Here is a 24,176-nt window from a genome sequence, read left to right as displayed (position 1 = left end):
GCCCGCTTGCTCGTCCCGATACCGGACGGATCCGCTCGGGAGCATCACGGACCGCTCCCCAGCACTACGTACGATCATTACCAAGTTTCAAATGGAATTCCTGCTGATAGTAAGACGACCGTGTCCAGGAATCATCCACAGGGGAGTGGCAGAGTTCTCGCAGTAGCGATGGCGGTGATGCTGGTCGCGTCGGGGGTGCCGGCGGTGGTCCCGGCCGCGACGGCGCAGGCCGGCAACGCGGAGGTATCGATCGAGGAGATCCAGCGACCCGACGGTCCGACGGACGCCTCGCCGTACGTCGGGGAGAACGTCACCACCAGGGGGACAGTGACGGCCGTCGTGGCGGAAGGGTACTACATCCAGAACGGCACCGGCGCCTACAGCGGCGTCTACGTCTACACCGGGGGCCAGCCGAGCGTGGCACCCGGCGACGCCGTCGAGGTGACGGCGCCGGTCACCGAGTACTACAACCTGACGGAACTCGACGCCACCGCGGCGAGCGCGTCGACGACAGTGACCGGCACGGCGCCGACGCCCGACCCCGTCGAACTCGACACCGGCGCGGTCGGCGCGGAGCGCTACGAGGGCGTGCTCGTCACCGTGTCGAACGCGACGGTCGCGGCGACGCCCGGCCAGTACGGCGAGTGGGCCGTCGACGACGGCTCCGGGGAGATCGCGGTCGACGACGTGACCGCCGGGGACGCGACGACGCCCAACGAGACCGGGCTGGTCGTCGCGAACCTGACCGGGCCGGTCGCCTACAACTTCGGCGCGTTCAAGATCCAGCCGAAGACGGTCGGCGAGATCGCAGAACCGACCGACGGCGGGTCGCCGGGCGACGGAACCCCGGCGGATCCGCCGGCGAACGCGACGACGCTGACGATCCTCTCGTACAACGACGTGCAGACGGCGGCCTCGAACCCGACGGCGATGGGTCGGCTCGCGGGCGCTATCGAGGAGCGGCGGGCGGCCCACGAGAACCCGACCGTCGTGGTCGGCGGGGGCGACCAGGTGAGCCCGAGCTCCCTGTCGCCGGTCAGCAACTGGACGGTCCCGGTCGCGGCGACCAACGTCGTCGACCCGGCGGCCGACGTGGTCGGCAACCACGACCTCGACTACGGGTTCGACGCGGTGGCGAACTACACGGCCGCCTCGGGGTACCCGTGGTTGCTCGCGAACGTCCGTGCCGAGGACGGCGGCGGCGTTCCCGGGACGGAGAACTACACCATCGTCGAGCGCGACGGCGTCCGCGTCGGCGTCGTCGGCCTCGTCGACGACGCGATCGAGCCCAAGACCGCCGTCGACTTCGACGAGGCCGGTTACGAGGTCGCCGACTACAGCGAGGTCGGCGCCGAGATCGCGACGGAACTCAAGACCGAGAAGGACGTGGACGTGGTCGTCGCCGCCGCCCACATCGGAATCGGTGACTCGCGGGAGCTCGCCCGCGAGACCGACAACATCGACGTGATCGTCGCCGGCGACGACGAGGTGGCCTACGAACCGCAGGTGACCGACGGGACGGTCGTCATGGAGGCGCAGGGACGGGCGGCCTACCTCGGCGAACTCAACCTCACCGTCGGCCCGAACGGCAGCGTCGCGATGGCCGACGGTCGCCTCGTCGAGGTGGCCGGCACCGACGCGGTCCCGGTCAACGAGACGGTCGAGGGGATCGTCTCCTCCGCTCGCGGGCAGTACCTCTCCGAGGCCATCGGGCGGACGACGGTCCCGCTGAACTCGACGTTCTCGGCCAGCTACCACGACGAGACGGCGTGGGGCAACCTCGTCACCGACGCGTTCCGCGCGGAGACGGGTGCCGAGGTCGCGGTCACGAACGCCGGCGGTATCCGCGGCGACTTCGTGATCGAGCCGGGCAACGTCACCTACGACGACGTGTACACCTCGCTGCCGTTCGGCAACACGCTGGTCACCAAACGCCTCTCCGGCGCGGAACTGCGCGCCCTGCTGGCCAGCCAGGTCGTCACGCTCGAGTCGGGCACGGGCCAGCAGTACGGCCAGGAGGCCCAGCTGCAGGTCAGCGGCGTCACCTACGAGATGGTGGCCCACGAGGGGGCCGAGCCGCTCGTCCGCGACGTGTACGTCGGCGGCGAGCCGCTGCGGCCGAACGCGACGTACAACGTGACGGTCAACTCCTACATGGCCGGCTGGGACGACCTCGCCGACGACCCCACGGTCAGCACCGACCTCACGCTGTACGGCACTGCGGTCGCCGACTACATCGAGCGCCGGGGGACCGTCTCGCCGCGGGACACCAACCGGATCCGCCGCGTCGACCGCGAGGTCGGCACCGAGTGGGTCTTCGCCGCCAACGGGTCGACCGTCCCGGTCCACTACGAGGTGCCCCAGGAGGTCCTGTCGGTCGAAAACTCCTCCGTGCGCGTCGAGAACGCCACCGGCGCGGCCCTGTCCGCCGAGCGGGTCCGGCTGACCGGCGACGACCTCCTCGTCTACTTCGACCGCGGCGAGTTCGGGTCGCTCGCGGCCGCGAGCGACCACCTCCAGTTGTACGCCCGCTACACCGACGCCGAGTACGACGGCCGACGGAGCTACTTCGAGCGGTCGGTCCTGAACGGCCACCTCGACGGCTGGGAGAGCCTCGCTGCGAACGGCTCGTCGGACGACGGTGACGAGAGCCGCGAGGACCCGCGGGCGCTGAAAGCCGACGCCGTCGAGGCGACCGACGCGATAGACGCCGACGCCGGCCGCTACGAGTCGGCCCGCGACCGCGCGAGCGAGCGGTTCGACGACTCGCGCCAGTACTACCGCGGCCCCGTCCGGACGGAGTCGGCGAAACTGTTCACCGACGACGCCGTCGGCGTGCAGGCGCTGACCGCGTTCGCCGGGACCGACGCGGAGGCCAACGCCACCGCGGCCGCGGACCTGGTCCTGCGCGCCGACAACCGGACCGCCGCCCGCGAACTCGCCGACGCTCGGCGGCTCCTGAACGACTCGCGCGAGGACATCGACAATCGGGGTATCCGCCGGAGCATGGAGGCCCACCTCGACAACGCCGAGCGGGCCTACGCCCGGGCCGAGCGGACGATGGAGCGCGCCCGGGCGGCCGAGGGCCGGCGCGCAATCCGCCTGCGGGCGAGCGCGATCCGCCAGCTCCGCCAGTCCTGGCGCCAGTCCCACTGGGTCGTCGAGGAGGCCGTCGAGCGCACGGACGCGACGACGCCCGAGTGAGCGGCCGCCGACGCTGGCGCGTCCGAGCCGGCCGGTCGGGACGGGCCGCGTTCCGTTCCCGCTCGCCGGCGTAACGTTCACCCCGTCGCCGGCCCAAGCCGGGGTATGTTCGACGACGCCCAGCGACGGGCGGGCTACCGGCTCAGACGGGCGGTCGGCCCGCACCTCGACCGGGCGGTCCGGACGGTCGTCGACGAGACGGTCCGGGTGTACCCCGACGGCTACGCCGGGACGGTGAACGGACGGATCGAGGCCGTCGAGTCGGCCCTCTCGGACGCCGGGTTCAGCTGGAACCCGGTGAGTATGTACCACTACACGCCGCTGGGTAACCGGACGAACGGGAGCTGGGTCCTCCGCGAGTCGCCGCTCGCCGACCGGCAACTCCACCTCGTTCTCGTCGAGCGGGGACGGGAGCGGGTCGACGTGTACGCCCACGAGGAGTACAACTGGCGGCGCCACCCGCTGAGACACGTCCGCGACGCCGGGATCGACCGCGAGCGCGGCGCCGAGCGGGCGCGGTCGATTCTCGAAAGCCTCGACCTCGAACACGCACACGAGACGTACCTCCGGCGGAAGCTGGGGCACCTCGGCCGCCGCTGTCGCCGCTGGCTCGGCGAGCGGTCGCTTGGATGAGCCGGGGACGGACGTACCCGCGTCGAGGCGCACGGATCGACCGGACGGCTCGACCACCATGCCCGACCTACCCGACTTCCCCACGCCGGACGACGAGGAACAGGCCCCCGACCGGCGGGACATCATCGACCGGATCCTCGGCGGCGACCCGGACCAGAACTGAGCGCGCTGGAGCGGCCGGTGTCGAGCACACCGGCCGCGCGTCGCCCGCGACGGGATGCCAACTTTGACACTCGACGGGTTCCGACTCCCGGGTATGTCGACCGCAGACGCACAGGTCTCGAAGCGCCGGGCCTGGCTGATGGCCGCGCGGCCCCAGACGCTACCGGCGGGGTCGGCGCCCGTCGTCGTCGGCGCCGGGCTGGCCGTCCACGCCGGGGTCTTCGCGCCGCTGCCCTGGCTCGCGGCGCTCGTCGGCGCCCTCCTCATCCAGGTGGGCACCAACTTCGCCAACGACTACTACGACGCCGTCAAGGGGGCCGACACCGACGACCGCGAGGGGTTCACCCGCGTCACCGCCGGCGGGCTCATCCCGCCCGCGCAGGTCAGGCGGGCGATGATCGCCACCTACGCGCTGGCCGTCGTCGTCGGCGCCTACCTCGTCGCCGTCGGCGGCGTTCCCATCCTCGTCGTCGGCCTCTCCTCCATCGCCGCCGGCGTCCTCTACACCGGCGGCCCCTACCCCTACGGCTACCGCGGACTGGGGGACCTGTTCGTGTTCGTCTACTTCGGCGTCGTCGCCGTGACCGGCACCTACTACGTCCAGGCGGTCACCGAAGCGGGCGTGGGACTGTTCCCGACGGGGATCCCCACGGGTACTCTTCCGCTCGCAGCCGTCGTCGCCAGCCTCCCGGCCGCCGGCCTCTCGACGGCCATCCTCGTCGTCAACAACATCCGGGACAGAGAAACCGACGCCGAGGCGGGCAAGCGGACCCTCGCGGTGTTGCTCGGCTACCGCTGGAGCCGCGTCGAGTTCCTCGCGCTGGTCGGGATGGCCTACGTCGTCCCCGTGGTCTTCGCGCTCGACCCCGCCTACGACCTCCCGGCGCTCGCGCCGCTGCTCTCGCTCCCGCTCGCGGCGAGCGTCACGAAGACCGTCCTCGAACGCACCGACGGCGAGGCGCTCAACCCGGCGCTCGAACGGGTCGGACAGACGCTGTTCGTCCACTCCCTGCTGTTCGCCGCCGGCCTCGCCGCGCCCGCACTGCTATGAGCCGCGACCGCTCGACCCCCGACGGCGTCACTCCCTTCTCGCTCCCGCTGGCGTCGCCGCTGGCGACCGCCGCCGGGGAGATCAGCGAGCGGTCCGGCTTCGTGGTCCGCTACCGCCATCGCGGTGAGACGGGAATCGGCGAGGCGACGCCGCTGCCCGGCTGGACGGAGTCGCTCGACGCCTGCGAGGCCGGGCTGGAGCGGGCTCTCGAGGCGGGTGCCGGCGGCGAGCACAGTACCGGCCTGCTCGAACTCGACGCCGACGAGGCGCCGGCGGCCCGCCACGGGTTCGCCACGGCCCTCCTCGACGCCGACGCCCGGGCCGACGGCCTCCCGCTCTACCGGTGGTTCGACGACTCGCGGACCGTCGAGTCGGTGCCCGTCAACGCCACCGTCGGCGACGCCGACCGCGAGACGACGGTCGGGCGCGCCGAGGCGGCCGTCGACCGCGGGTTCGACTGTCTCAAGCTCAAGGTCGGCGCCCGCCCGGTCGAGGAAGATATCGAGCGTGGCCGAGCCGTCCGCGAGGCGGTCGGCGACGGCGTGACCCTCCGGCTGGACGCCAACGGCGCTTGGTCCCGCGAGGAAGCCGAACGAGCCGTCGAACGGCTCGAACCGCTCGACGTGGCCTACGTCGAACAGCCGGTCGCGGCCGACGACCTCGCCGGGCTCGCGGACCTCCGCGGAGCGGGCGTCGGGATCGCTATCGACGAGGGGCTGACCGAACACTCGATGGCCGAGGTGTTCGACGCCGACGCCGCGGACGTGGTGGTCCTCAAGCCGATGGTCCTCGGGGGCCCGGGCAACGCCCACACGCTCGCGATGCGCGCCAGGGATCAGGGAATCGAGCCCGTGGTGACCACCACCGTCGACGCGGTCGTCGCCCGGACCGCCGCGGTCCACGTCGCCGCCGCCGTCCCCGACGTGGCGCCGTGCGGCCTCGCGACCGCCGATATGCTCGCCGAGGACCTCGCCGCAGACCCCGCACCGGTGTCCGACGGTTCGATTGCGGTCCCGCAGGAGGCCGGGATCGGCGTCGACCCCGACGAGGTGCGACAGTGACGCTTCCACCGCCGACCGAGTGGCCCGTCGACGACCCCGTCGCGGACCCGTCAGTCGACATCCTCGCACAGCGGGCGGCCGCGACGCCCGACGCGACTGCCGTCGTCGACGCCAGCGACGGCTCGGCGTTGAGCTACGGTGACCTCGACGACCGGGCATCGACCCGCGCTGCGGCCAGCGAGTCGGTCGCACAGAGCGACCTCGCCGGCGGTCGAGTCGCGCTCCTGCTCGGAACCCGGCCGGCCGTCGCCGACCTGTACTTCGCCGTCGGCCGACTCGGAGCGAGCGCCGTCGCGCTGAACGTCGAACTCCCGGCCGAGCGGCTCCGCTCCCAGGCCGCCCGTGCCGAGGTCGACCTGCTGGTCTGCGAGCGCGCGACCGAGGAACTCGCGACGGCGGTCGCACCCCGGGGGACGCCGGTCGCGTCGGTCGACGACCCCGGGTCGGACGCCGTCGCTCCGCTGTCGCTCGACGGGGACGAGTCCGCCGAGCGCGTCGATCCGTCGGAGCGGCCGCTGGACAGCGAGCGGGTCGTCATGTTCACCTCCGGCACGTCGGGGGAACCCAAGGGCGTCCGACTCACTCACCGGAATCTGGTCGCGAGCGCGGTCGGCTCGGCTCACCGCCTCGGCGTCGAACCGGGCGACCGCTGGCTGGTCTGTCTCCCGACCTACCACATGGGCGGGCTCGCGCCGCTCGTCCGCTCGACGCTGTACGGCACGACGACGGTGATCCAGCGGGAGTTCGACGCCGAGGCGACCGCGCGCGTCCTCGACGAGTTCGGCGCGACCGCGGTCTCGCTCGTCCCGACGATGCTGACCCGCCTGCTCGACGCCGGGTGGGACCCCGCCGAGTCGCTCCGGTTCGTCCTCCTGGGTGGGGCGCCCGCCTCGCGCGAGCTGATCGAGCGCTGCGCGGACCGCGGCGCCCCCGCCTGTCCGACCTACGGCCTGACCGAGACCGCCTCGCAGGTCGCCACGGCCACCCCGACGGAGGCCCGCGAGCACCCAGACACCGTCGGACGGCCGCTCCGCGGGACGACCGTGGCCGTCGTCGCCGACGACGGGACTCCCGTCGACGCCGGCGAGTCGGGCGAACTCGTCGTCTCGGGGCCGACCGTCACGCCGGGCTACCTGGACGACGAGCAGACCGCGGCCGCCTTCGACGACCTGGGGTTCCACACGGGCGACCTGGGGTACGCCGACGGGGCGGGTCGACTGTGGGTCGTCGGGCGCGTCGACGACGCCGTCGTCACCGGCGGCGAGAACGTCCACCCCGCGCGAGTCGCCGACGCGCTCCGCGACGTTGAGGGCGTGGCCGACGCCGCCGTCGTCGGCCTCCCCGACGAGGAGTGGGGCGAGCGCGTCGCCGCGCTGGTCGCGCCGGCCGACGAGAGCCGCGGCCGTGAGACCGGGGACCTCTCCGCCGACGGCGTCCGCGAGGCCGTCCGCGACCGCCTCCCGTCCTTCGCCGTCCCGAAGACGGTCGGGTTCGCCGATTCCCTCCCGCGCACCCACTCCGGGACGGTCGACCGCGAGGCCGTCCAGGAGCGACTCGAATCGGTCCGCGACGGGACGTAACCGGCCCGACCCGCGCCCGCCACCGGGTTTAATCCCGTCCGCCGCCTACCGGGGGTCGTGTGTACGCTCGTCTTCGCCTGGCAGGTGTTCCCGGACGCGCCCGTCGTCGCCGCAGCCAACCGCGACGAGGCGCTCGACAGGCCATCGACGCCGCCCGAACTGATCGAGGAGTCGCCCCGCGTCGTCGCGCCCCGCGACGAGGGGGCCGGCGGCACCTGGATCGGCTACAACGAACACGGTCTGTTCGTCGCGATCACCAACCGCTGGGACGGCCGGGAGCCCGCCGGCGAGCGCTCGCGCGGCCTGCTCGTCCGCGACGCGCTCCAGCAGTCCTCGGCTGAGGAGGCCGCCCGCCTCGTCGAGCGGGAACTCGACGACCGCGCCTACGACGGGTTCAACCTCGTCCTCGCGGATGCCGGTGCCGCCCTGCTCGTCGAGTGGGACGGCGAGACCCGCCGCGTGCGCAACTTCGATCCCGGCGTCCACGTCGTCGTCAACGTCGGCGCCGACGGCGACTACGCGATCCCCGAGTCCCGCGCCGAGGCCGGGACGGCCCAGGCCGACAACGCCGGGAAGGTCGCCACCGCGCTGCAGGTCGAGCCCGGCGAGACCAGTACCGCGTGGCTCGACCGCGCGGCGGACGTGATCAGCGACCACGAGTACGGCGTCTGTGTCCACCGCGACCGCTTCGGGACGCGCTCGTCGTCGCTGGTCGAGATCGGCCGGGAGGGGTCGCGCTATCGCTATGCCGACGGGCCGCCCTGCGAGACGGACTACCGGGACGTGGAGAGCCAAATTTAAACGGCGGAGACACGGACCGTACTGATATGGCCGCTGCCGAGGAAGACCTCAACGAGGACGAGCGCGCGGGACTGGAACTCATCCGGGAGACGGGGGGCATCCACCAGAGCGACTTCTGGAAGGAACTGGACGTGAGCTCCCGCAAGGGGAGCCGCATCGCCGACGCGCTGGCCGACCAGGACCTCATCCAGCGCGAGGAGACCGTTTACAATGGCCACAACACCTACTATCTGACCCCCGCCGCCCGCGACCTGGACTTCTCGCTGCTGATGGCCGGCGACCAGCTCTCCCCGTTCGTCGGCGACGACGAGGTCAACGCCCACAGCGACACCTTCTCGCAGTTCGTGATGAACCTCGCCTACGAGGAGTAAGCGAGTCCCCGTCCGTTCTCGGTGCTCTCGGGCCGTGATAGCCATGCCTGGCACCGACTCGCGGCCCGGCGGACCGGACTGGTGGCGACACGGGGACGCCGTCGTCCGCCCGTTCGGCCACCGCCACGACGCGCCGATTGCCCGTCGGATCGCGGGGACCGAACTGTCCGTCGGCAACGTCCACGCGGCCGACCCCGAGCGGTGCGACCGCTCGTTCGATCGCGTCCTCTCGCTGACCGCCGAGGGCCGGCCCGCGACGACCCACCACCGGCCGCTGGTCGACGGTCCCGACAACGACTGGGCCGCGTTCGAGGCCGCCGCGGACACGGCGTGTCGACTCGTCGGGGAGCGGTCGCTGCTGGTCCACTGTTCGCACGGCGTCTCCCGGAGCGCCGTCGTCGCCGCGGTCGCGCTGGCCGCCTCGGAGGAGCGGGCGCTGCGGGACGCGCTCGCGCTCGTGCGGTCGGCGCGACCGCCCGCGACGGTTCACCCGTCGCTACGCGAACAGGCCGTCTGGTACCTGGCGGAAAAGTGACGGCGCCGGTCCGTCGGCGCGGGACGGGCCGGTCAGTCCTCGACCGTCAGTCTTCGAGCGCGTCGGCGATGCGGCCGAGTTCGCGGCGGGCGTCGTGGACCTCGTCGCGGAGCTTGCGGACCTCGCGGACGAGTTCCTCGTCGGCCTTCGAGGACGACTCCTCCTCGCCGCGGCCGCCGGGACCGCCCGGACCGCCGCCCATGCCGGGCGGGCCGCCACCGCCGCCGCCCATCATGCCGCCCATCATCTGCGCGAAGGGGTTGCCGCCGCCACCGCCGCCGCCCATGCCGGGCGGGCCACCGCCGCCGCCCATCATCTCTTCCATGCGCTCCTCGCGGCTCATGCCCTCGCCGTCGCCCTCGCCTTCCTCGGCGCGCTGCTGGCGGATCTCCTCGACCCGCTCGCGGAAGGACTTGGACTCCCCGTCGCTCTCGCCGTCGGCGTCGCCGCCCTCGGCTCCGTCGGCTGACTCCTCGGCGGCTTCTTCGGGGGCTGTATCGTTCTCTTCGGAAGGATCGTCTGCCATGGTCGCGCTTGGCCGCGGCGTCCCAAAAGGGTTGTCGTACCGGGCTCTCTCCGGACCGGAAACGGTCAGGCGATCCGGCGCACGAGCACCGAGATACCGATCGCCGACGCCGCGAGGACGACCAGGTTGAACACGGCCTGGAACACCGGCACGAAGTCGGGGCTGAACCACACCCGGATCGCCTCGCTCGCCGCGAAGTAGAACCGGAACGTCGCCACGAGCGCGAGCAGACAGAGGATCGCGAACGCCGTCCACTGGACGTAGCCGACGATGTCCCGTCCGTCGGCGGAACCGCCGGGACCGCCGGCGCCGGCGTCGCGGTTCGACTCCTGCCCGACGGCGGCGCCCCCGTCGGCGCTCCGGGCGTCGCTCGCTCGCGAGAGCCCCGCCTGGCCGTCGCCCTGGGTCCCGTCCGCACCGTCCGTATCGTCCCCGCCGGCCTCCCGGCCGGCGTCGTCGGTCAGCTGGTCGTCCCCCTGTGCGGTCACGTCATCGCTGTCGCTGTCTTTCATTGGTGCCTCCGTGCCGCGAGCGCGGCGAGCGCGAGCAGTGCGGCGAGCGCGCCGACCATGCCGAAGCCGGGACCGGACGCGCCTCCGGCGTCGGTCGGCATCGGCGTCGCGCCGGCGTCGCCGCCGTCCCCTGCGTCCCGCTCGAAGTCGCCCGCCTGGAAGTCGACCTCCTCGCGGGTCGTGTTCTCCGGGACGGGCCGGGTGGGGTCGAGCTTCGCCGGCGCGGTCGCCGACTCGACGACGACGCCGTCCCTGAACAGGATCCCGTCGAGGTAGTAGTTGTAGTTCGACGGGACGGTCAACTCGGCCGCCTCCGTCACCGTCTGCCCGGGACCGATCTCGTCGATCTCGACGGTCGCCCGGTCGGCGACGACGTTCGACTCGACCTGCCGCGCCGTGACGACCAGCCGCAGGCCGCCCGCGGGCTCGTCGCCGCGGTTCGTGAGGTAGGTGCCGGTCCGTAGCGTCGTCCGGTTGTCCGCCGCCTCGGCGACCTCGTAGGAGATCACCGGGATCGAGGCCGGGCCGTCGCCGAAGCGGTGGAAGCCGACGGTAGTCTCAGCGTAGTCGGGGGTCAGCGAGTCGACGCCGCTGACCGTCGTGGACCCGGTCTCGACGCGGCGGCCGTCCTCGTAGACGCGGACGTACAGGCGGTAGCCGCCCTGGCGGTCGACCGTGACGTTGACGCGCGACCGGACCTCGCGGTTCCCCTCGATCCGGCCGAGCTCCTTCCTGACCGTGGCGGCCACGAGGCCGGTGTCGGTGTCGACGGCCTGGAGTTCGACGGTGACGTTGTCGGCGGGGCCGCCGCGGTGTTCCATCCGCACGTCGAGCGAGAGCTCCGCGCGCTCGCCGCCGACCTCGCCGGCCGCGACGCGGGGGTCCTGCAGGGAGAGGACGCTCGGCCGGACGGTCTCGTCGGTCCGCTCGGCGAGGGCGTTCGGGGCCGCGAGCGCCAGTCCCGCCGCGCCGACCACGAGCGCGAGCGCGAGGGCGGCGAGCCACGCTTCTCGGTTCACGTTCCCCACCGCCACGGCCGCTCGGTAAATGTCTTGTGTCCAACACCAGCGCCCGGCGGTGACGGTAGGCCCCGCCCACGGGACCGACTGGCCGCCCTTACCCGAACGCGCCGAGGCTGGACTGGAGGTTCCTGTCGGTCTCGCCGTCGCGCACGTCGTATCCGACGAGGTCGCGCATATCGACGGCGTAGGTGCTCCCGCCGTTGTCGAGTACGAGCACCCTACCCTGGACGCCCTTGACCGTCCCAGAGGCGAGCGTCTCCGCGACCGGCCGGTCGGGCAGGTCGAACCCGTAGTCGAACTCGTAGGTCTCGACCGGGTCGAACTCGGCCAGCAGGTCCCGCCAGGCGGCGTCGTCGACCGACTCGTGGAGCCCCCGGACCTTCGTCGGGACGCGCACGCGGTCGCCCACTTCGGTCGCGATCTCGGCCTCGATCTGCCGGGCGACGCGGCCGTCTGCGACGGTCCGGAGGTGGGCGGCGCGGTCGGCGCCCTGCTCACGGAGGCGGGTGTCCAGCCGCCAGGAGCGCGTGACGCCGACCTTGAACGTCTCGGGCGCGAACGCGGCGAGGTAGACGGCGTGCTCCTCGCGGCAGGACTCCAGCGGGAGCGAGCACTCGCCGGTACAGCGCGCGCAGGGCCACCGATAGGTGTGTTCGTCGCAGTAGGGCGCGCCCTCGCGGGGACAGGGCGTGTGCGCGCCGTCGTCGAGGACGCCGGCGCAGTGTCGGTCGCCGAGCGCGTAGGACAGTCCGGTGCCGGGGTCGAGCGCCACAGTCGAGACGGTCCCGTCGTCGGCGACCAGCAGAGCTGGCGGTCCGTCGGTCCCCGTCTCGTACCCCACGATCTGCACGCCCGCGGGTTGGCGACCCCCGGATATAGTCGTGGCGCTCCGGCGGAGCGGCCGGGCGGTCCGCGGTAGTCCCGGGGGTCCGTCCGGTCCGCGACGGTCCCTAACGCGCTCCCCGCCGCGGTCGGGGACCTGTGGAGCGAGCGAACGGTGGGCCGGGTTTAACTGTCGGGCCGCCGTCGGTTCGCCGAGACCATGGCCGACCTGCAACTCACCAGCCCGGCGTTCGCGGACGGCGCGGCGATCCCCGAACGGTACGGCTACACCGAGGACAACGTCAACCCGCCCCTGGAGATCTCCGGCGCCCCTTCCAGCACGGAGACGTTCCTGATCGTCGTCGACGACCCCGACGCGCGCGAACCGGCGGGGAAGATCTGGGACCACTGGGTCGTCTGGAACATCGACGGGGACACCGAGTCCGTCCCCGAGGGCTGGGACCCCGAGGACGCGGGCGCCGTCGCCGGCGAGAACGATTACGGCGAGACGGGCTGGGGCGGCCCGAACCCGCCGGACCGCGAGCACACCTACCGGTTCCTCCTCTACGCGCTCGACGACCGCCTCGACCTGTCGGCCGCCGCCACGAAAGACGACGTCTACGACGCCGCCGAGGGGTGCGTCGTCGGCAAGGCGCAGCTCGAAGGCACCTATGCGCCCTGACGACAGACAGACCGCACGACGGGGGTGGGCGACGGGGCGGGCTCAGTCGGCGAGCAGTTCCCGCGTGGCGCGTCGGACGGCGTCGTCGCTGGAGTCGTCGGGCTCCCAGCCCAGCGCCGAGAGCTTCTCGATGGAGAGGCGCATCCGCGGCACGTCGCCCACCCACCCGCGGTCGCCGCCGGTGTACTCGTAGTCGGGGTCGAGGCCCATCTCGTCGCTGACGATGTCGGCGATGGTCGTGACGGAGGTGGTCGTCCGGGTCCCGAGGTTGTAGACGTTGAAGTCACCGTCAGACGAGGTCTGACGAGCCTCCGAGGTGCCCTCGGAGACGTCGCCGGCGTGTTCGACGACGTGGCACATCGCGTCGACGCACTCGTCGACGTGCATGTAGGACTTCTCCTGGCGGCCGTCCCCGAGGATAGTGAGCGAGTCGGGATCCTCGTCCAGCTTGTCGATGAAGTCGGGGATGACGGCGCCGAGTTGCAGGCGCGGGCCGACGATGTTGGCGAAGCGGTAGACCCACGCCGTGAAGTCGTGGCTGTTGGCGTAGACGGAGAGGAGGCTCTCCTCGCCGAGTTTCGAGGCGCCGTAGATGCTGATCGGCTCCAGCGGCGCGTAGTCCTCGGGGGTGGGCCGCGGGGCCTCGCCGTACACCGTCGAGGAGGAGGTGAAGGCGATCTTGTCGACGCCGACCTCGTCCATCCGGTCGAGGACCGTCTCGGTGAGTTCGTTGTTGAAGCGGTACTGCTCGATGTCGTCGGCGGCGGCGTTCTTGTTCGCGGCGAAGTGGAAGACGCCGTCGGCGTCCTCGGTGATGGCCGCGGCGGCCACCTCGGGGTCGGTCAGGTCGCCCTCGACCACCTCGACGCCGTCGGGGAGCCAGTCGCGCTCGCCGTTCGAGAAGTCGTCGACGGCGACCACCTCGTTGTCGTCGACCAGCCGCGCACAGAGGTGCGAGCCGACGAAGCCCGCCCCGCCCGTCACGACCAGTCGCTTCCCGGAGAGTTCCATGGGCGCGCTTCGCCGGGGGGCGACGTGTGTGTTGCGGTCGACGGCGGGGGTCTCGTTCGCGGTCGGGGCCGAACGTGTCACCGACAACGGTAAACCGGCCAGGTGCCACAGTCGACGTATGAACGACGGGGCGCGGAGGTCGAGCCGACGAGCGTTTCTCGCGGCGGCGGGTGCGGTGGCCGGGACCGCGCTCGCGGGCTGTGGCGGACTCGTCTCCAGGCCGGGGAGCGGTGGCACGGCGACGCCGCGGGACGTGTCGCTGCCGACGCCGTACAGGGGACCCGAGGACGCGCCGGTGACGGTCGCCGTCTACAAGGACTTCGCCTGTCCGGCGTGCCGGCAGTTCAACGAGCAGGTCAAGCCGAACGTCGTGCGCGAGTACGTCGACCCGGGCGTCGTCCGGTTCGAACACTACGATTTCCCGCTGGATATGCACGAACCCGACTCGTACACGGCGGCCAACGCCGCGCGGGCCGTCCAGCACGCGGCCGACGACGCGGCCTTCTTCGCGTTCGCCGACGCGCTGTTCGCGAACCAGGGCGACCTTAGTCCCGGGACCTACGAGACGCTGGCGACCGACCTGGAGGCGGATGTCGACGGCGAGCGCGTGCGCTCGGCCGCGGAGGGCCGGACCTACCGCGAGGTCGTGCGGGCGGACAAACAGCAGGGGATCGACGCGGGCGTTCGCGGCACGCCGTGGGTGTTCGTGGACGGCTCGGTCGTCGACGGGTTCGGCTGGGAGCGGGTCCGTGCCGCGATAGAGAACGCGCGCCCCGACGACAGCGGCTGAGGCGTGCGGACGGGGCCACGGGCGAGGGGGCGGCCGAACGGACGGGTTCGGAAGCCTCCTAAACGGGGCTCGCGTAGCTGTCGCGCATGCACGACGAACCCGAGGTCGCCGTCCTGCGGCTGGGCCACCGGCCGGGTCGCGACGACCGGATGACCACCCACGTGGGACTGACGGCGCGGGCGCTGGGCGCCGACCGCGTCGTCTTCGGCCCGGAGGCGTCCGGCTCGGCAGACACGGTCCGCGACATCACCGACCGCTTCGGCGGCCCCTTCGACGTGGAGGTCACCGACGCGCCCAAGGCCACCATCTCCGACTGGACCGGCCCGGTCGTCCACCTCACGATGTACGGCCTGCCGGTCCAGGACGTGCAGGACGACCTGCGCGGGTCGCTGGCGGGCGGCGACCCGGTCCTGTTCGTCGTCGGCGCCGAGAAGGTCGACTTCGACGTGTACGAGCGGGCCGACTACAACGTCGCCGTGACGAACCAGCCCCACTCGGAGGTGGCGTCGCTCGCCGTGGCGCTCGACCGGCTGTTCGACGGGCGGGAACTCGACCGCGAGTGGACCGACGCCGACCGCGAGGTGGTCCCGATGGAGACCGGCAAGCGCGTCGTCGAACCCGACGACGCCGGCCGGCCGTCCGACGCCGAAGCGGCCGACCGACCGTCCGACGCCGAAGTGGCCGACCGGCCGGAGTGAGCGCCGCGAGCGGCAGATTCGGGGGCGAACGGCCCGACGCGGCGATTCCGGCGGTCCGGTGCTTTTAAACGCCTCACGCTCTGAGATTGCCGTAATGGCTTTTGACGAACTTCTGGAGGACCCCGTTATACAGAAGTACTTACACGAGCTGGTCGGCCCGAAAGGGATGCCGGTGGCGGCGGCGCCGCCGGACGGCGAGGTGACCGACGAGGAGCTCGCCGAGGAGCTCGGCCTGGAGCTCAACGACGTGCGCCGGGCGCTGTTCATCCTCTACGAGAACGACCTGGCGAGCTACCGCCGGCTGCGCGACGAGGACTCGGGGTGGCTCACCTACCTCTGGACCTTCGAGTACGAGAAGATTCCCGAACAGCTGGAGTCGGAGATGTACCGCCTGCTCGAGGCCCTGGAGGAGCGCGAGGAGTACGAGAAGGACAACGAGTTCTACCTCTGCGAGAACTGCGGGATCCGCTTCGAGTTCGGCGAGGCGATGGAGTTCGGCTTCGAGTGCCCCGACTGCGGTAACCACGTCGAGGCGATGGAGAACACCCGCCTGATCGACGCCATGGAGGACCGGATCGAGGCACTGCGCGACGAACTCAACGTCGAGCACAGCGAGGCCTGATGGTCGTACTCGCAACCAAGGTCTACGTGGAGGGCGAGGCCCGGCGGCGGGCGACGGACTCGCTTCGCTCGCAGGTCGACAACGTCGTCGGCGACCTGGACGTGTCGGTCGACGTCGAGATCCGCGACGACGAGTTCCCCGAGGTTCTCGTCGAGGGCGCGGACGCGACGGTCGCGGCCAACGCCCTCACCGAGGAGTGGGGCGAGGTCACGCCGGAGTTCGAACCCGGCGAGGAGTACGTCGGCACGCTGGAGTCGTGGGACGACGAGGGGTTCGTCCTCGACGCCGGCTTCGGACGAGACGTACGGATCCCGGCCGGCGAGATCGGGCTCGGCCAGGGGACGCCCGAGCAGATCCGGACGCGGTTCGGGCTCGTCCAGCACCTGCCGATGCGGTTCGTGGCGGGTGACCCCGACGAGGACGAGCCCGCGCGGCTGGCCGACGCGGAGCGCGACCGGCTGTACGACTGGACGCGCGGCGCCGGCCGGGTCAACGTCAACTCGGCGACGCGGGCGGAGGCGCGGGCGACGGTCAACCGCGCGGGCCACGCCCGGGACATCGTGACCGTCGAGCGACTGGGGCTGCTCGAACAGAGCATCGTCTGCGAGGAGGACACCGACCCGCCGGGGCTGCTGGCGAGCATCGGCCAGTACATGCCGGCGGAGCTGCTCTGCGTCGTGCCATGAGGCGGCGGCTGGTCCTCGCTCTCGGCCTGTTCGCGGTGCTGGTCGCGCTGGCCGGCTGCGCGTCGCCGTTCGGCGGCGGCGGACCCGACGAGACACAGCTCAACCAGAACGCGACCTACGACTGGGACACCAACGCGACGACGACCTACGACGTGGCCCGCGGGAACTTCACGGGGATACTCGGCGTCGAGAACCGGTCGTACGTCCAGCTCTACCAGCGGAGCGAACTCGGCACGGACCAGCCGCTGGACATCGCCTCGTTGCGGTTCCGTTACCCCGACAACGGGACGGTCGTCTCGCCGGCCGACCGGTCGAACTTCTACGTCAACTCGACGAACTCCCGGCTGAACGTGACGCTCCCGCAGGCGGGCGGCCAGGTGGCGTTCACGGCGAACCGCCCGAACGCCAAGCGGTTCGCGGTCCCGATGTTCGTCGAGTCCGCTCACTCGGTCGAGGTCGTCCTCCCGCCGCGGGCCCGCGTCGGCGTGCCGCTGCTCTCGAAGGTGTCGCCGGGCGAGTCGACGACGAAGGTCCTCGAGGGCTCAGACCGGATGATCGTCCGCTGGGAGTCGGCCGAGCGCGGTCCGATCCTCGTCCGGTACTACCTCGCGCGGGACCTGCTCCTGTTCGGCGGCATCGGCGGGGTCCTGACGCTGGTCGGTATCGGCGGCGCGCTGTACTACCTGCGGCAGATCCGGGTGCTCGAACGCAGGCGCGAGGAGATCGGTCTGGACGTGGAGACCGAAACCGACGAGTTCGACGACGACGACCCGCCGCCGGGAATGCGGTAGGCCCGAACTCCGGAGCGTCGCGCCTCCGGGCGTCGCGGCGGGACGGTCCCCCCGACGCCGGCTCCGGCGTTCGGTCGCCGTGACGGGACGGCCCGAATCTGACCGGAAGCAGGCGACCTTTTACGGGTCGGGTCCCTACGGCGGGTATGCGCGTGGCTATCGTCACGGTGGGCGACGAACTGCTCGCCGGGGACACCGTGAACACGAACGCCGCCTGGCTGGGGGAGCGACTGACCGAGCGGGGCGTCGACGTGGAGCGCGTGGTCACGCTCCCGGACCGGGTCGCCGACATCGCCCGCGTGGTCAACGAGTACCGCGCCGAGTACGACGCCGTGCTCGTCACCGGGGGGCTCGGCCCCACGCACGACGACCTGACGATGGACGGCGTCGCCGCCGCGTTCGGCCGCGAGGTGGTCGAGAGCCGGGAAGCGCTCGACTGGCTCGCCGAGGAGGGCGGCTACACCGCGGACGACCTCGCCGAGGGCACCGCGGACATCCCGCGGGGTGCCCGGATGCTGAAAAATCCCGAGGGCGTCGCCCCGGGCTGTGTCATCGGGAGCGTCTACGTCCTGCCGGGCGTCCCGGCGGAGATGAAGGCGATGTTCGAGACGGTCGCCGACGAGTTCTCCGGCGAGGTCGAACACGTCGCGTCGGTGGTCGCGGACGAACCGGAGAGCGCGCTGCTGGACCGGATCGACGGGCTACGCGACCGCTTCGACGTGACGGTCGGGAGCTACCCGGGCGACTCGGTGCGGGTGAAGATCCAGGGGAGCGAGGCGGAGGTCGAGGCGGCGGCCGAGTGGCTACGCGAGCGGGTCGACCTGAAGGAGACCGGCGAGTGACTATCGGTAGAGGACCTTCCACCACAGCGCGGTCAACACCAACCCGCCCAGCAGCAACACGAACCCCGCGACGTTGATGAGCCCGCCCTGCACGGCCTCGGCGCTCTCTTGCAGCGGTATGAACATACCCGGTTCTTCCGCGTCGTCCGATGTAAAACCGCCCGATCCCCGCCGCGCTCGCGGATGAACGACGGGTCGAGTCGTCGGGGACCGCGGCATCGCGGCGGGTCCGGTACCCAGTCGCTTTTGTCGGGTCCTCTCCTACGGTCTCCGATGCGACGGATCGGCGTGGTCGTCAACCCGATCGCCGGCATGGGCGGGCGGGTCGGCCTGAAGGGGACCGACGGGAAGGTCGAGGAGGCGCGCGAACGGGGCGCCGAACAGCGGGCGCCCGAGCGGGCGCGGGCGGCGCTGGACGCGCTGGCGGAGACGGACGCGAGCGTCGAAATCTACGCCTTCGGCGGGCCGATGGGCGAGGACGCCGCGCGGGCGGCGGGCTTCGACCCCGCGGTCGTCGGGGAGCCCGACTCGGATGCCGACGCGAACGGGGAGATCGAGACGACGGCGGCCGACACCCGCGAGGCGGTCCGGGCGTTCGTCGAGCGCGGCGTCGACCTGATCCTCTTCGTCGGCGGCGACGGGACAGCCGTGGACGTGGCCGAGACGCTCGACGACCTCGACAGCGAGACGCCGATCCTCGGGGTGCCGGCGGGCGTGAAGATTTACTCGTCCGTGTTCGCGGTGCGACCCCGCGAGGCCGGGATCGTCGCCGCGTCGTTCGACGAGGTGGAGACGGGCGAAGTCAACGACGTGGACGAGGACGAGTACCGCGCTCAGGAGGTGTCGACGGAGTTGCGGGCCATCGCGAAGACGCCGGTCGCCGAACAGCGGCAGGCGAGCAAGCAGACCGGGGGCGGCTCCGTCGCGACGCTGGCCGAGGGGGTCGCCGAGGAGGTCGAGCCCGGCGTGACCTACGTCCTCGGCCCCGGCGGAACCGTCGGCGCGATCAAGGCGGAACTCGGCTTCGAGGGGACGCCGCTCGGCGTCGACGTGTGGCGGGCGAGCGCTGACGGCGAGGGCGGTGATGACACAACTTCAAGGGGCGAGGTCGTCGTCCGCGACGGCGGCGCCGCCGAGATCGAGGCGGCGCTGGGCGAGCGCAACGTCGTCGTCGTCTCGCCGATCGGCGGCCAGGGGTTCGTCTTCGGCCGCGGCAACCAGCAGATATCCCCCCAAGTGATCCGCCGCTCGACGGTCGAGATCGTCGCGACCCGCGCGAAACTCGACGGGCTGGACGCGCTCCGGGTCGATACGGGTGACCCCGAACTCGACGAGTCGCTGCGCGGCTGGCACCGTGTCAGGGTCGGCCGCTACGAGCGCCGTCTCGTCAGAATCGAGTGACTGCGGCCGCCCGTCCGGCGGCGTTCCCCTCGTCCTCTCTGCCCTAGTATGTGAACCGTTCAGAACATCCGGGTCGAATTTTGGACGCGCGTCCACATTATGTAATAGTATTCGACGGCATATTATACCGTGTATGAATACGTTTAAGGTCAACAGCGGATAAGCAAGGGTATGGAAACGCGGAAAGTCCAGCGGTTGGGTCCGTCGACGCTGGCGATGACCCTGCCTGCGAAGTGGGCAAAGGAGCACAACGTCGAGAAGGGCGACGAGGTGTCGCTGCGGATGGGCGGCAAGGGGACGCTGACGGTGATGCCCGAGTCCGTCCAGGGCGAGGAGTCCGAGGCGATCATCCACACGGAGGACCTCGACGCCGACGCCCTGGAGCGGGCGATCCTCTCGCAGTACGTCCTCGGCCGGCGCATCATCCACGTCGACGCCGGCGAGAGCGGGACCCTCGAGAGCGCCCACATCAACGCCGTCTACAACGCCGAGACCCAGCTGATGGGCCTCGGCGTCGTCGAGGAGACCCCCGAGCGGATCGCCATCCGCTGTTCGGTCGACCCGGAGGACTTCACCCTCGACAACCTCCTCGAACGCCTCGAAAGTACCGGCTCGACGATGCGAAACGAGGCGGTCAAGGCGCTGGCCCACGGCAACCCCGACCTCGCCCAGCGCGCCCTCAACCGGGAGCGGCAGGCCAACAAGATCTTCGTCCTGCTACTGCGACTGATCTTCACCTCCTACCAGAACCCCAACCTCGCGCGGGCGGTGGGACTGAACGACGGCTTCCCGCTGATCGGCTACCGCTCGATCGCCAAGAACCTCGAACTGACCGCGGACAACGCCGAGGACATCGCGGAGATCGCCCTGGAGACGGAGGGCCACTCGCTGAACGTCGACTCCTCGACGATGCGCCGCATCCGGGAGTTCACCGACCAGGTCAACGAGATCACCGAACTCGCCGTCGAGGCGGCGGTCGAACGGGACTACGACATCGCCATCGAGGTCCGCGAGCTGTTCGCCGAGATCGGCGACCGCGAGGCGGAGATCCTGGACGACCTCGACGAGATGTCCAACGACGACGTGCTCCGCGTGCGCGAGGTGCTCGTGAGCCTTCAGCAGACCGCCCAGTACGCGGTCCGAAACGCGGAGATCGCGACGAACCTCGCGCTCAACGAGGAGTCGGAACACACGACCATCCAGTCGACCTCCGAGGAGTGAGCGCGCCCTTCGGGGGCGAGCGCGGCCGTTTCGCCGCGCCGACCCCGAATGAATTAAGTGCGGAGTGACGGAACCGGAGGGTATGAGCGAGGTCACCGCGGGCTCGGACATGAGCATCGGACTGGGACTGGCGTTCGGCGTGCTCGCGGTCGCGGGCGCCGTCGGAATGCTCGTCGCGTACGACAACCAGGTCGTCGCGGGCTGGAGCTTCGCGCTGGCGGTGGTCGCGGGGATCTGCTCGATCGCCGGCATCCACCTCTACGGCGCCCGAGACGCGTAAGGAATTCTTAAGGGTATTCGCGACCAATCGCGGGTATGAGCGAACTCGGCGAGGAGGACAGGGAGATCCTGGAGTACCTGCGCGACAGCGTCTCGCGCGGGCAGAGCTACTTCAGAGCGAAGAACATCGCGGAGCAGATCGGCCTCTCCTCGAAGCAGGTCGGCGCGCGCCTGCCGAAACTCGACGAGGAGTCAGAGGACGTGGACATCGAGAAGTGGGGCCGCGCCCGCTCGACGACCTGGCGCGTCACGCTCAGTTAACGGGCTCTTTTAGGGGACGCGGTTCGAAGCACCGCCATGACTGTTCGGGTGGAGCGGTCGTTCGAACTGCCGGTCGACCGCGAGCGCGTCTGGGAGTTCATCGCCGACCCGGGCCGACGTGCGGGTGCGATCAGCGTCGTCAAAGACTACGAGGTCCACGACGACGGGAGCGCCACGTGGCACATCGCGCTCCCGATCCCCGTCGTCGACCGGACCGTCGCCGTCGAGACCGAGGACGAGGAACGCAGAGAACCGGAGTACGTCCGGTTCGTCGGCCGCTCGAAGGTGATGAAGGTCGTCGGCGAGCACGAGCTCGCCGAGACCGACGAGGGCACGCGCGTCACCAACCGGTTCGTCGTCGACGGCTCGCTGCCCGGCGTCGAGCGGTTCTTCAAGCGCAACCTCGACGAGGAGCTGAAAAATCTGGAGGAGACCCTCGCCGAGGACTTCGGGGTCGAGGTGTGAAGCTCGCGCTCGCCCAGACCCGGATCGAGAGCGGGGACGTGGACGGCAACGTCGATCGCGCACGGACGGCCGTCGCCGAGGCCGCCGCCGACGGCGCCGACCTCGTCGCGCTGCCGGAGATCTTCAACGTCGGCTACTTCGCGTTCGAGAGCTACGGGCGGGCGGCCGAGAGCGTCGCCGGCCCGACCGTCTCGGCGCTCGCCGAGAGCGCGCGCGAACACGACGTAGGGGTCCTCGCCGGCAGCATCGTCGAGGACCTGGCGGAATCGCGATCCGACGGGATCGACACCCCCGCCGCGGAGGGGCTGGCCAACGCCGCGGTGTTCCTCGACCGGGCGGGCGAGCGGCGGGCGGTGTACCGCAAACACCACCTGTTCGGCTACGGCTCCGCCGAGCAGGAGCTACTGACGCCCGGGGAGGCCGTGCCGACCGTCGAGTTCGGGGACCACACCGTCGGCGTGACGACCTGCTACGACCTGCGGTTCCCGTCGCTGTACCGCGAGCTGGTCGACGCCGGGGCGACGATGGTACTGGTCCCGAGCGCCTGGCCGTACCCGCGCGTCGAGCACTGGCGGCTGTTCCCGCGGACGCGCGCCGTCGAGAACCTGCTGTACGTCGGCGCGGTCAACGGCGTCGGGACCTTCGAGGACGCCGAGTTGCTGGGCCGCTCCGCGATATACGACCCCTGGGGAACGACCCTGGCGAGCGCCGGCGACGAGGCCGCCCTCGTGACCGCCGAGGTGGACGCCGACCGCGTCGCCGCGGTCCGCTCGGAGTTCCCCGCGCTCGAAGACCGCCGTCGATAGCTCAAGCGCCCGTTTGATGCCACGGTACCCCTTTTGTGACGCGGACGGATCCCCTGGGTATGGTTCGCAAAGCGACGCTGCTGGTGGCGGTCCTGGTGGTCCTCGCGGGCTGTGCGGGCATGGGGGGCGACTCGGCGGACGGTGCCGCGCCGGAACGGCAGGCAGCTGGCGGCGACGGGGGAGACGGCGGCGACGGAAGCGGTGGCGCCGCCGGCGGTGATGGCGGTGACGGAGGGAGTGGCGGCGACGCGGCGGACGCCGAGTTCAGCGCGAGCGACGGGGGCGGCGACGGACAGGCGAGCGCGGCCCGGGTGGATCGGGCGCTGATCAAGACCGGCGAGGTGACCCTCGAAGTGGAGAACTACTCGGTCGCCGAACGCGCGGTGCGGTCGCGTGCGGCGGAACTCGACGGCTACGTCTCCGGGTCGAACGTGGAACTCCACCACCGGGCGAACGAGACCTGGCGGACCGGCTACGTCGAGGTGCGGGTCCCCTCGGGGAACTTCACGGCGCTGTACGAGGCCACCCAGGGCCAGGGGACCGTGCTGTCGGCCGACTCGAACACGAAGGACGTGACCGACCAGCTGGTCGACCTGACGGCTCGGCTGGAGAACCTCCGGGCACAGCGGGATCGGTTGCGCTCGCTGTACGACTCGGCCAACACGACCGAGGACCTGCTCGAAGTCGGCGAACAGCTCTCCGAGGTCCAGGGGGAGATCGAGCGCCTCGAAGCCCAGGAGCGGTCGCTGCGCGACAGGGTCGCGTTCTCGACGGTGCGCGTCGAACTCCGCGAGCCCGAACCCGACCCGGTCGCGCCCGCGGAGCCGACGCCGTTCCACGAGCAGTCGGCCGTCGCGGTGTTCACGTCGTCGGTCCAGGGATTCGTGACGTTCGCTCGCACCGTCTTCGTCGCCGGCGTCGCCGCGGTCCCGTGGGTCGTCGGCCTCGGCGTGCCCGCCCTCCTCGTCGTCGGCGCGGGTCGACGAATCGGTGTCCCCTCGTGGGTGCCGTTCGTCGGGACCCGATCGCGTTCGGGGGATCCGTTCGGCGACAACGGCGACGCGGGTGAGGGGCTGACCGGATTCGGGGGCGACTCCGGGGACGGTCCTGACTCGGGGAGCGGTTCCGGCGGATCGGCCGGAGCCTCGGAGACCGACGACGGCGCCTCGAAGGACGAGCCGACCGACGAGTGACCGCGGGGGCGGACTCGATCCCTCCGAGCGTGACGACCGCACGGGACTGCCGTCGGGTGTCGGTCACAGACACGAGATTTATAACGGAGGGCGCGTTATCGACTGGTGCCGGCGAGACGCTTTTCACGTCGTAACCGGCAATCCGACC

General features: G+C 71.4%; 28 protein-coding genes. 22 read left to right on the top strand and 6 right to left on the bottom strand.

Annotated elements, in window-relative coordinates:
* The first annotated feature begins 168 nt into the window (after nt 1–168).
* The 8 genes from ACMGFI_RS14800 to ACMGFI_RS14765 all read left to right on the top strand — a co-directional run bounded on the left by ACMGFI_RS14800 (nt 169) and on the right by ACMGFI_RS14765 (nt 9,398).
* A complete protein-coding gene (locus ACMGFI_RS14800) occupies nt 169–3,204 on the top strand; it encodes a 5'-nucleotidase C-terminal domain-containing protein (RefSeq protein ID WP_436910587.1) in 3,036 nt (1,011 codons plus the stop codon).
* Nucleotides 3,205–3,309: 105 nt separating this feature from the next.
* Nucleotides 3,310–3,837, top strand: a complete 528-nt coding sequence (locus tag ACMGFI_RS14795; RefSeq protein WP_436910586.1) for a hypothetical protein — start codon at nt 3,310–3,312, stop codon at nt 3,835–3,837.
* A 256-nt stretch (nt 3,838–4,093) separates the two neighbouring features.
* Nucleotides 4,094–5,050, top strand: a complete 957-nt coding sequence (locus tag ACMGFI_RS14790; RefSeq protein ID WP_436910585.1) for a 1,4-dihydroxy-2-naphthoate polyprenyltransferase — start codon at nt 4,094–4,096, stop codon at nt 5,048–5,050.
* Nucleotides 5,047–6,111: an o-succinylbenzoate synthase gene (gene menC, locus ACMGFI_RS14785; protein WP_436910584.1), complete on the top strand. Its 1,065-nt coding sequence runs from the start codon at nt 5,047–5,049 to the stop codon at nt 6,109–6,111. The genes ACMGFI_RS14790 and menC overlap by 4 nt, the downstream gene beginning before the upstream one ends.
* Nucleotides 6,108–7,691: a class I adenylate-forming enzyme family protein gene (locus ACMGFI_RS14780; RefSeq protein ID WP_436910583.1), complete on the top strand. Its 1,584-nt coding sequence runs from the start codon at nt 6,108–6,110 to the stop codon at nt 7,689–7,691. The genes menC and ACMGFI_RS14780 overlap by 4 nt, the downstream gene beginning before the upstream one ends.
* A 57-nt stretch (nt 7,692–7,748) precedes the next feature.
* Entirely contained in the window at nt 7,749–8,492 is a 744-nt protein-coding gene (locus ACMGFI_RS14775) for an NRDE family protein (RefSeq protein ID WP_436910582.1), read from the top strand.
* A gap of 26 nt (nt 8,493–8,518) precedes the next feature.
* A complete protein-coding gene (locus ACMGFI_RS14770; protein WP_436910581.1) occupies nt 8,519–8,863 on the top strand; it encodes a helix-turn-helix transcriptional regulator in 345 nt (114 codons plus the stop codon).
* 43 nt (nt 8,864–8,906) lie between these two features.
* The gene (locus tag ACMGFI_RS14765) at nt 8,907–9,398 is read left to right on the top strand and encodes a phosphatase (RefSeq protein ID WP_436910580.1); all 492 of its coding nucleotides are present in this window, start codon (nt 8,907–8,909) and stop codon (nt 9,396–9,398) included.
* A 46-nt stretch (nt 9,399–9,444) separates the two neighbouring features.
* Here the strand turns inward: ACMGFI_RS14765 and ACMGFI_RS14760 are convergent, their stop codons facing one another.
* The 4 genes from ACMGFI_RS14760 to ACMGFI_RS14745 all read right to left on the bottom strand — a co-directional run bounded on the left by ACMGFI_RS14760 (nt 9,445) and on the right by ACMGFI_RS14745 (nt 12,308).
* Nucleotides 9,445–9,924, bottom strand: a complete 480-nt coding sequence (locus ACMGFI_RS14760; protein WP_436910579.1) for a hypothetical protein — start codon at nt 9,922–9,924, stop codon at nt 9,445–9,447.
* Nucleotides 9,925–9,989: 65 nt separating this feature from the next.
* Complete coding sequence (locus ACMGFI_RS14755) at nt 9,990–10,436, bottom strand: DUF8060 family membrane protein (protein ID WP_436910578.1); 447 nt, start codon at nt 10,434–10,436, stop codon at nt 9,990–9,992.
* Nucleotides 10,433–11,455 (bottom strand): DUF7490 domain-containing protein, encoded by a 1,023-nt coding sequence (locus ACMGFI_RS14750; protein ID WP_436910577.1) that lies wholly within the window; start codon nt 11,453–11,455, stop codon nt 10,433–10,435. The genes ACMGFI_RS14755 and ACMGFI_RS14750 overlap by 4 nt, the downstream gene beginning before the upstream one ends.
* A 97-nt stretch (nt 11,456–11,552) precedes the next feature.
* Nucleotides 11,553–12,308, bottom strand: coding sequence for a DUF2797 domain-containing protein (locus ACMGFI_RS14745; RefSeq protein ID WP_436910576.1), 756 nt, complete (start codon nt 12,306–12,308; stop codon nt 11,553–11,555).
* 192 nt (nt 12,309–12,500) lie between these two features.
* On the opposite strand from ACMGFI_RS14745, the gene ACMGFI_RS14740 reads away from it, so the two are divergent.
* On the top strand, nt 12,501–12,962 hold the full coding sequence (locus tag ACMGFI_RS14740; protein ID WP_436910575.1) for a YbhB/YbcL family Raf kinase inhibitor-like protein: 462 nt from the start codon (nt 12,501–12,503) through the stop codon (nt 12,960–12,962).
* Between the two features lie 42 nt (nt 12,963–13,004).
* Here the strand turns inward: ACMGFI_RS14740 and ACMGFI_RS14735 are convergent, their stop codons facing one another.
* Nucleotides 13,005–13,973, bottom strand: a complete 969-nt coding sequence (locus ACMGFI_RS14735; RefSeq protein ID WP_436910574.1) for an NAD-dependent epimerase/dehydratase family protein — start codon at nt 13,971–13,973, stop codon at nt 13,005–13,007.
* Between the two features lie 118 nt (nt 13,974–14,091).
* On the opposite strand from ACMGFI_RS14735, the gene ACMGFI_RS14730 reads away from it, so the two are divergent.
* The 6 genes from ACMGFI_RS14730 (at nt 14,092) to ACMGFI_RS14705 (ending at nt 18,402) form a co-directional block, all read left to right on the top strand.
* Nucleotides 14,092–14,763, top strand: a complete 672-nt coding sequence (locus ACMGFI_RS14730) for a DsbA family protein (RefSeq protein WP_436910573.1) — start codon at nt 14,092–14,094, stop codon at nt 14,761–14,763.
* Between the two features lie 86 nt (nt 14,764–14,849).
* The gene (locus ACMGFI_RS14725; protein WP_436910572.1) at nt 14,850–15,461 is read left to right on the top strand and encodes a tRNA (cytidine(56)-2'-O)-methyltransferase; all 612 of its coding nucleotides are present in this window, start codon (nt 14,850–14,852) and stop codon (nt 15,459–15,461) included.
* A gap of 94 nt (nt 15,462–15,555) precedes the next feature.
* On the top strand, nt 15,556–16,083 hold the full coding sequence (gene tfe, locus ACMGFI_RS14720; RefSeq protein ID WP_436910571.1) for a transcription factor E: 528 nt from the start codon (nt 15,556–15,558) through the stop codon (nt 16,081–16,083).
* Nucleotides 16,083–16,769, top strand: coding sequence for a DUF2110 family protein (locus ACMGFI_RS14715; RefSeq protein WP_436910570.1), 687 nt, complete (start codon nt 16,083–16,085; stop codon nt 16,767–16,769). The genes tfe and ACMGFI_RS14715 overlap by 1 nt, the downstream gene beginning before the upstream one ends.
* Entirely contained in the window at nt 16,766–17,560 is a 795-nt protein-coding gene (locus tag ACMGFI_RS14710; protein WP_436910569.1) for a DUF5803 family protein, read from the top strand. The genes ACMGFI_RS14715 and ACMGFI_RS14710 overlap by 4 nt, the downstream gene beginning before the upstream one ends.
* Nucleotides 17,561–17,706: 146 nt before the next feature.
* Nucleotides 17,707–18,402, top strand: a complete 696-nt coding sequence (locus ACMGFI_RS14705; protein WP_436910568.1) for a competence/damage-inducible protein A — start codon at nt 17,707–17,709, stop codon at nt 18,400–18,402.
* On the opposite strand, the gene ACMGFI_RS14700 is transcribed toward ACMGFI_RS14705, so the two are convergent.
* Entirely contained in the window at nt 18,403–18,528 is a 126-nt protein-coding gene (locus ACMGFI_RS14700; RefSeq protein WP_436910567.1) for a hypothetical protein, read from the bottom strand.
* A gap of 147 nt (nt 18,529–18,675) precedes the next feature.
* Between ACMGFI_RS14700 and ACMGFI_RS14695 the strand changes: the two genes are divergently transcribed.
* The 7 genes from ACMGFI_RS14695 (at nt 18,676) to ACMGFI_RS14665 (ending at nt 24,028) form a co-directional block, all read left to right on the top strand.
* Nucleotides 18,676–19,803: an ATP-NAD kinase family protein gene (locus ACMGFI_RS14695; protein WP_436910566.1), complete on the top strand. Its 1,128-nt coding sequence runs from the start codon at nt 18,676–18,678 to the stop codon at nt 19,801–19,803.
* Between the two features lie 171 nt (nt 19,804–19,974).
* A complete protein-coding gene (locus ACMGFI_RS14690) occupies nt 19,975–21,024 on the top strand; it encodes a PhoU domain-containing protein (RefSeq protein ID WP_436910565.1) in 1,050 nt (349 codons plus the stop codon).
* 82 nt (nt 21,025–21,106) lie between these two features.
* Entirely contained in the window at nt 21,107–21,304 is a 198-nt protein-coding gene (locus ACMGFI_RS14685) for a DUF7525 family protein (protein WP_436910564.1), read from the top strand.
* 35 nt (nt 21,305–21,339) lie between these two features.
* On the top strand, nt 21,340–21,564 hold the full coding sequence (locus ACMGFI_RS14680; protein WP_436910563.1) for a DUF7123 family protein: 225 nt from the start codon (nt 21,340–21,342) through the stop codon (nt 21,562–21,564).
* A 36-nt stretch (nt 21,565–21,600) separates the two neighbouring features.
* On the top strand, nt 21,601–22,029 hold the full coding sequence (locus tag ACMGFI_RS14675) for an SRPBCC family protein (RefSeq protein ID WP_436910562.1): 429 nt from the start codon (nt 21,601–21,603) through the stop codon (nt 22,027–22,029).
* Entirely contained in the window at nt 22,026–22,835 is an 810-nt protein-coding gene (locus ACMGFI_RS14670; RefSeq protein ID WP_436910561.1) for a nitrilase-related carbon-nitrogen hydrolase, read from the top strand. The genes ACMGFI_RS14675 and ACMGFI_RS14670 overlap by 4 nt, the downstream gene beginning before the upstream one ends.
* 59 nt (nt 22,836–22,894) lie before the next feature.
* Nucleotides 22,895–24,028, top strand: coding sequence for a DUF4349 domain-containing protein (locus ACMGFI_RS14665; protein WP_436910560.1), 1,134 nt, complete (start codon nt 22,895–22,897; stop codon nt 24,026–24,028).
* The last annotated feature ends 148 nt before the right edge of the window (nt 24,029–24,176 follow it).

Source organism: Halosimplex marinum, assembly GCF_051414075.1.
Taxonomy (GTDB): domain Archaea; phylum Halobacteriota; class Halobacteria; order Halobacteriales; family Haloarculaceae; genus Halosimplex; species Halosimplex marinum.
This window is presented reverse-complemented; position numbering and strand designations above follow the sequence as displayed.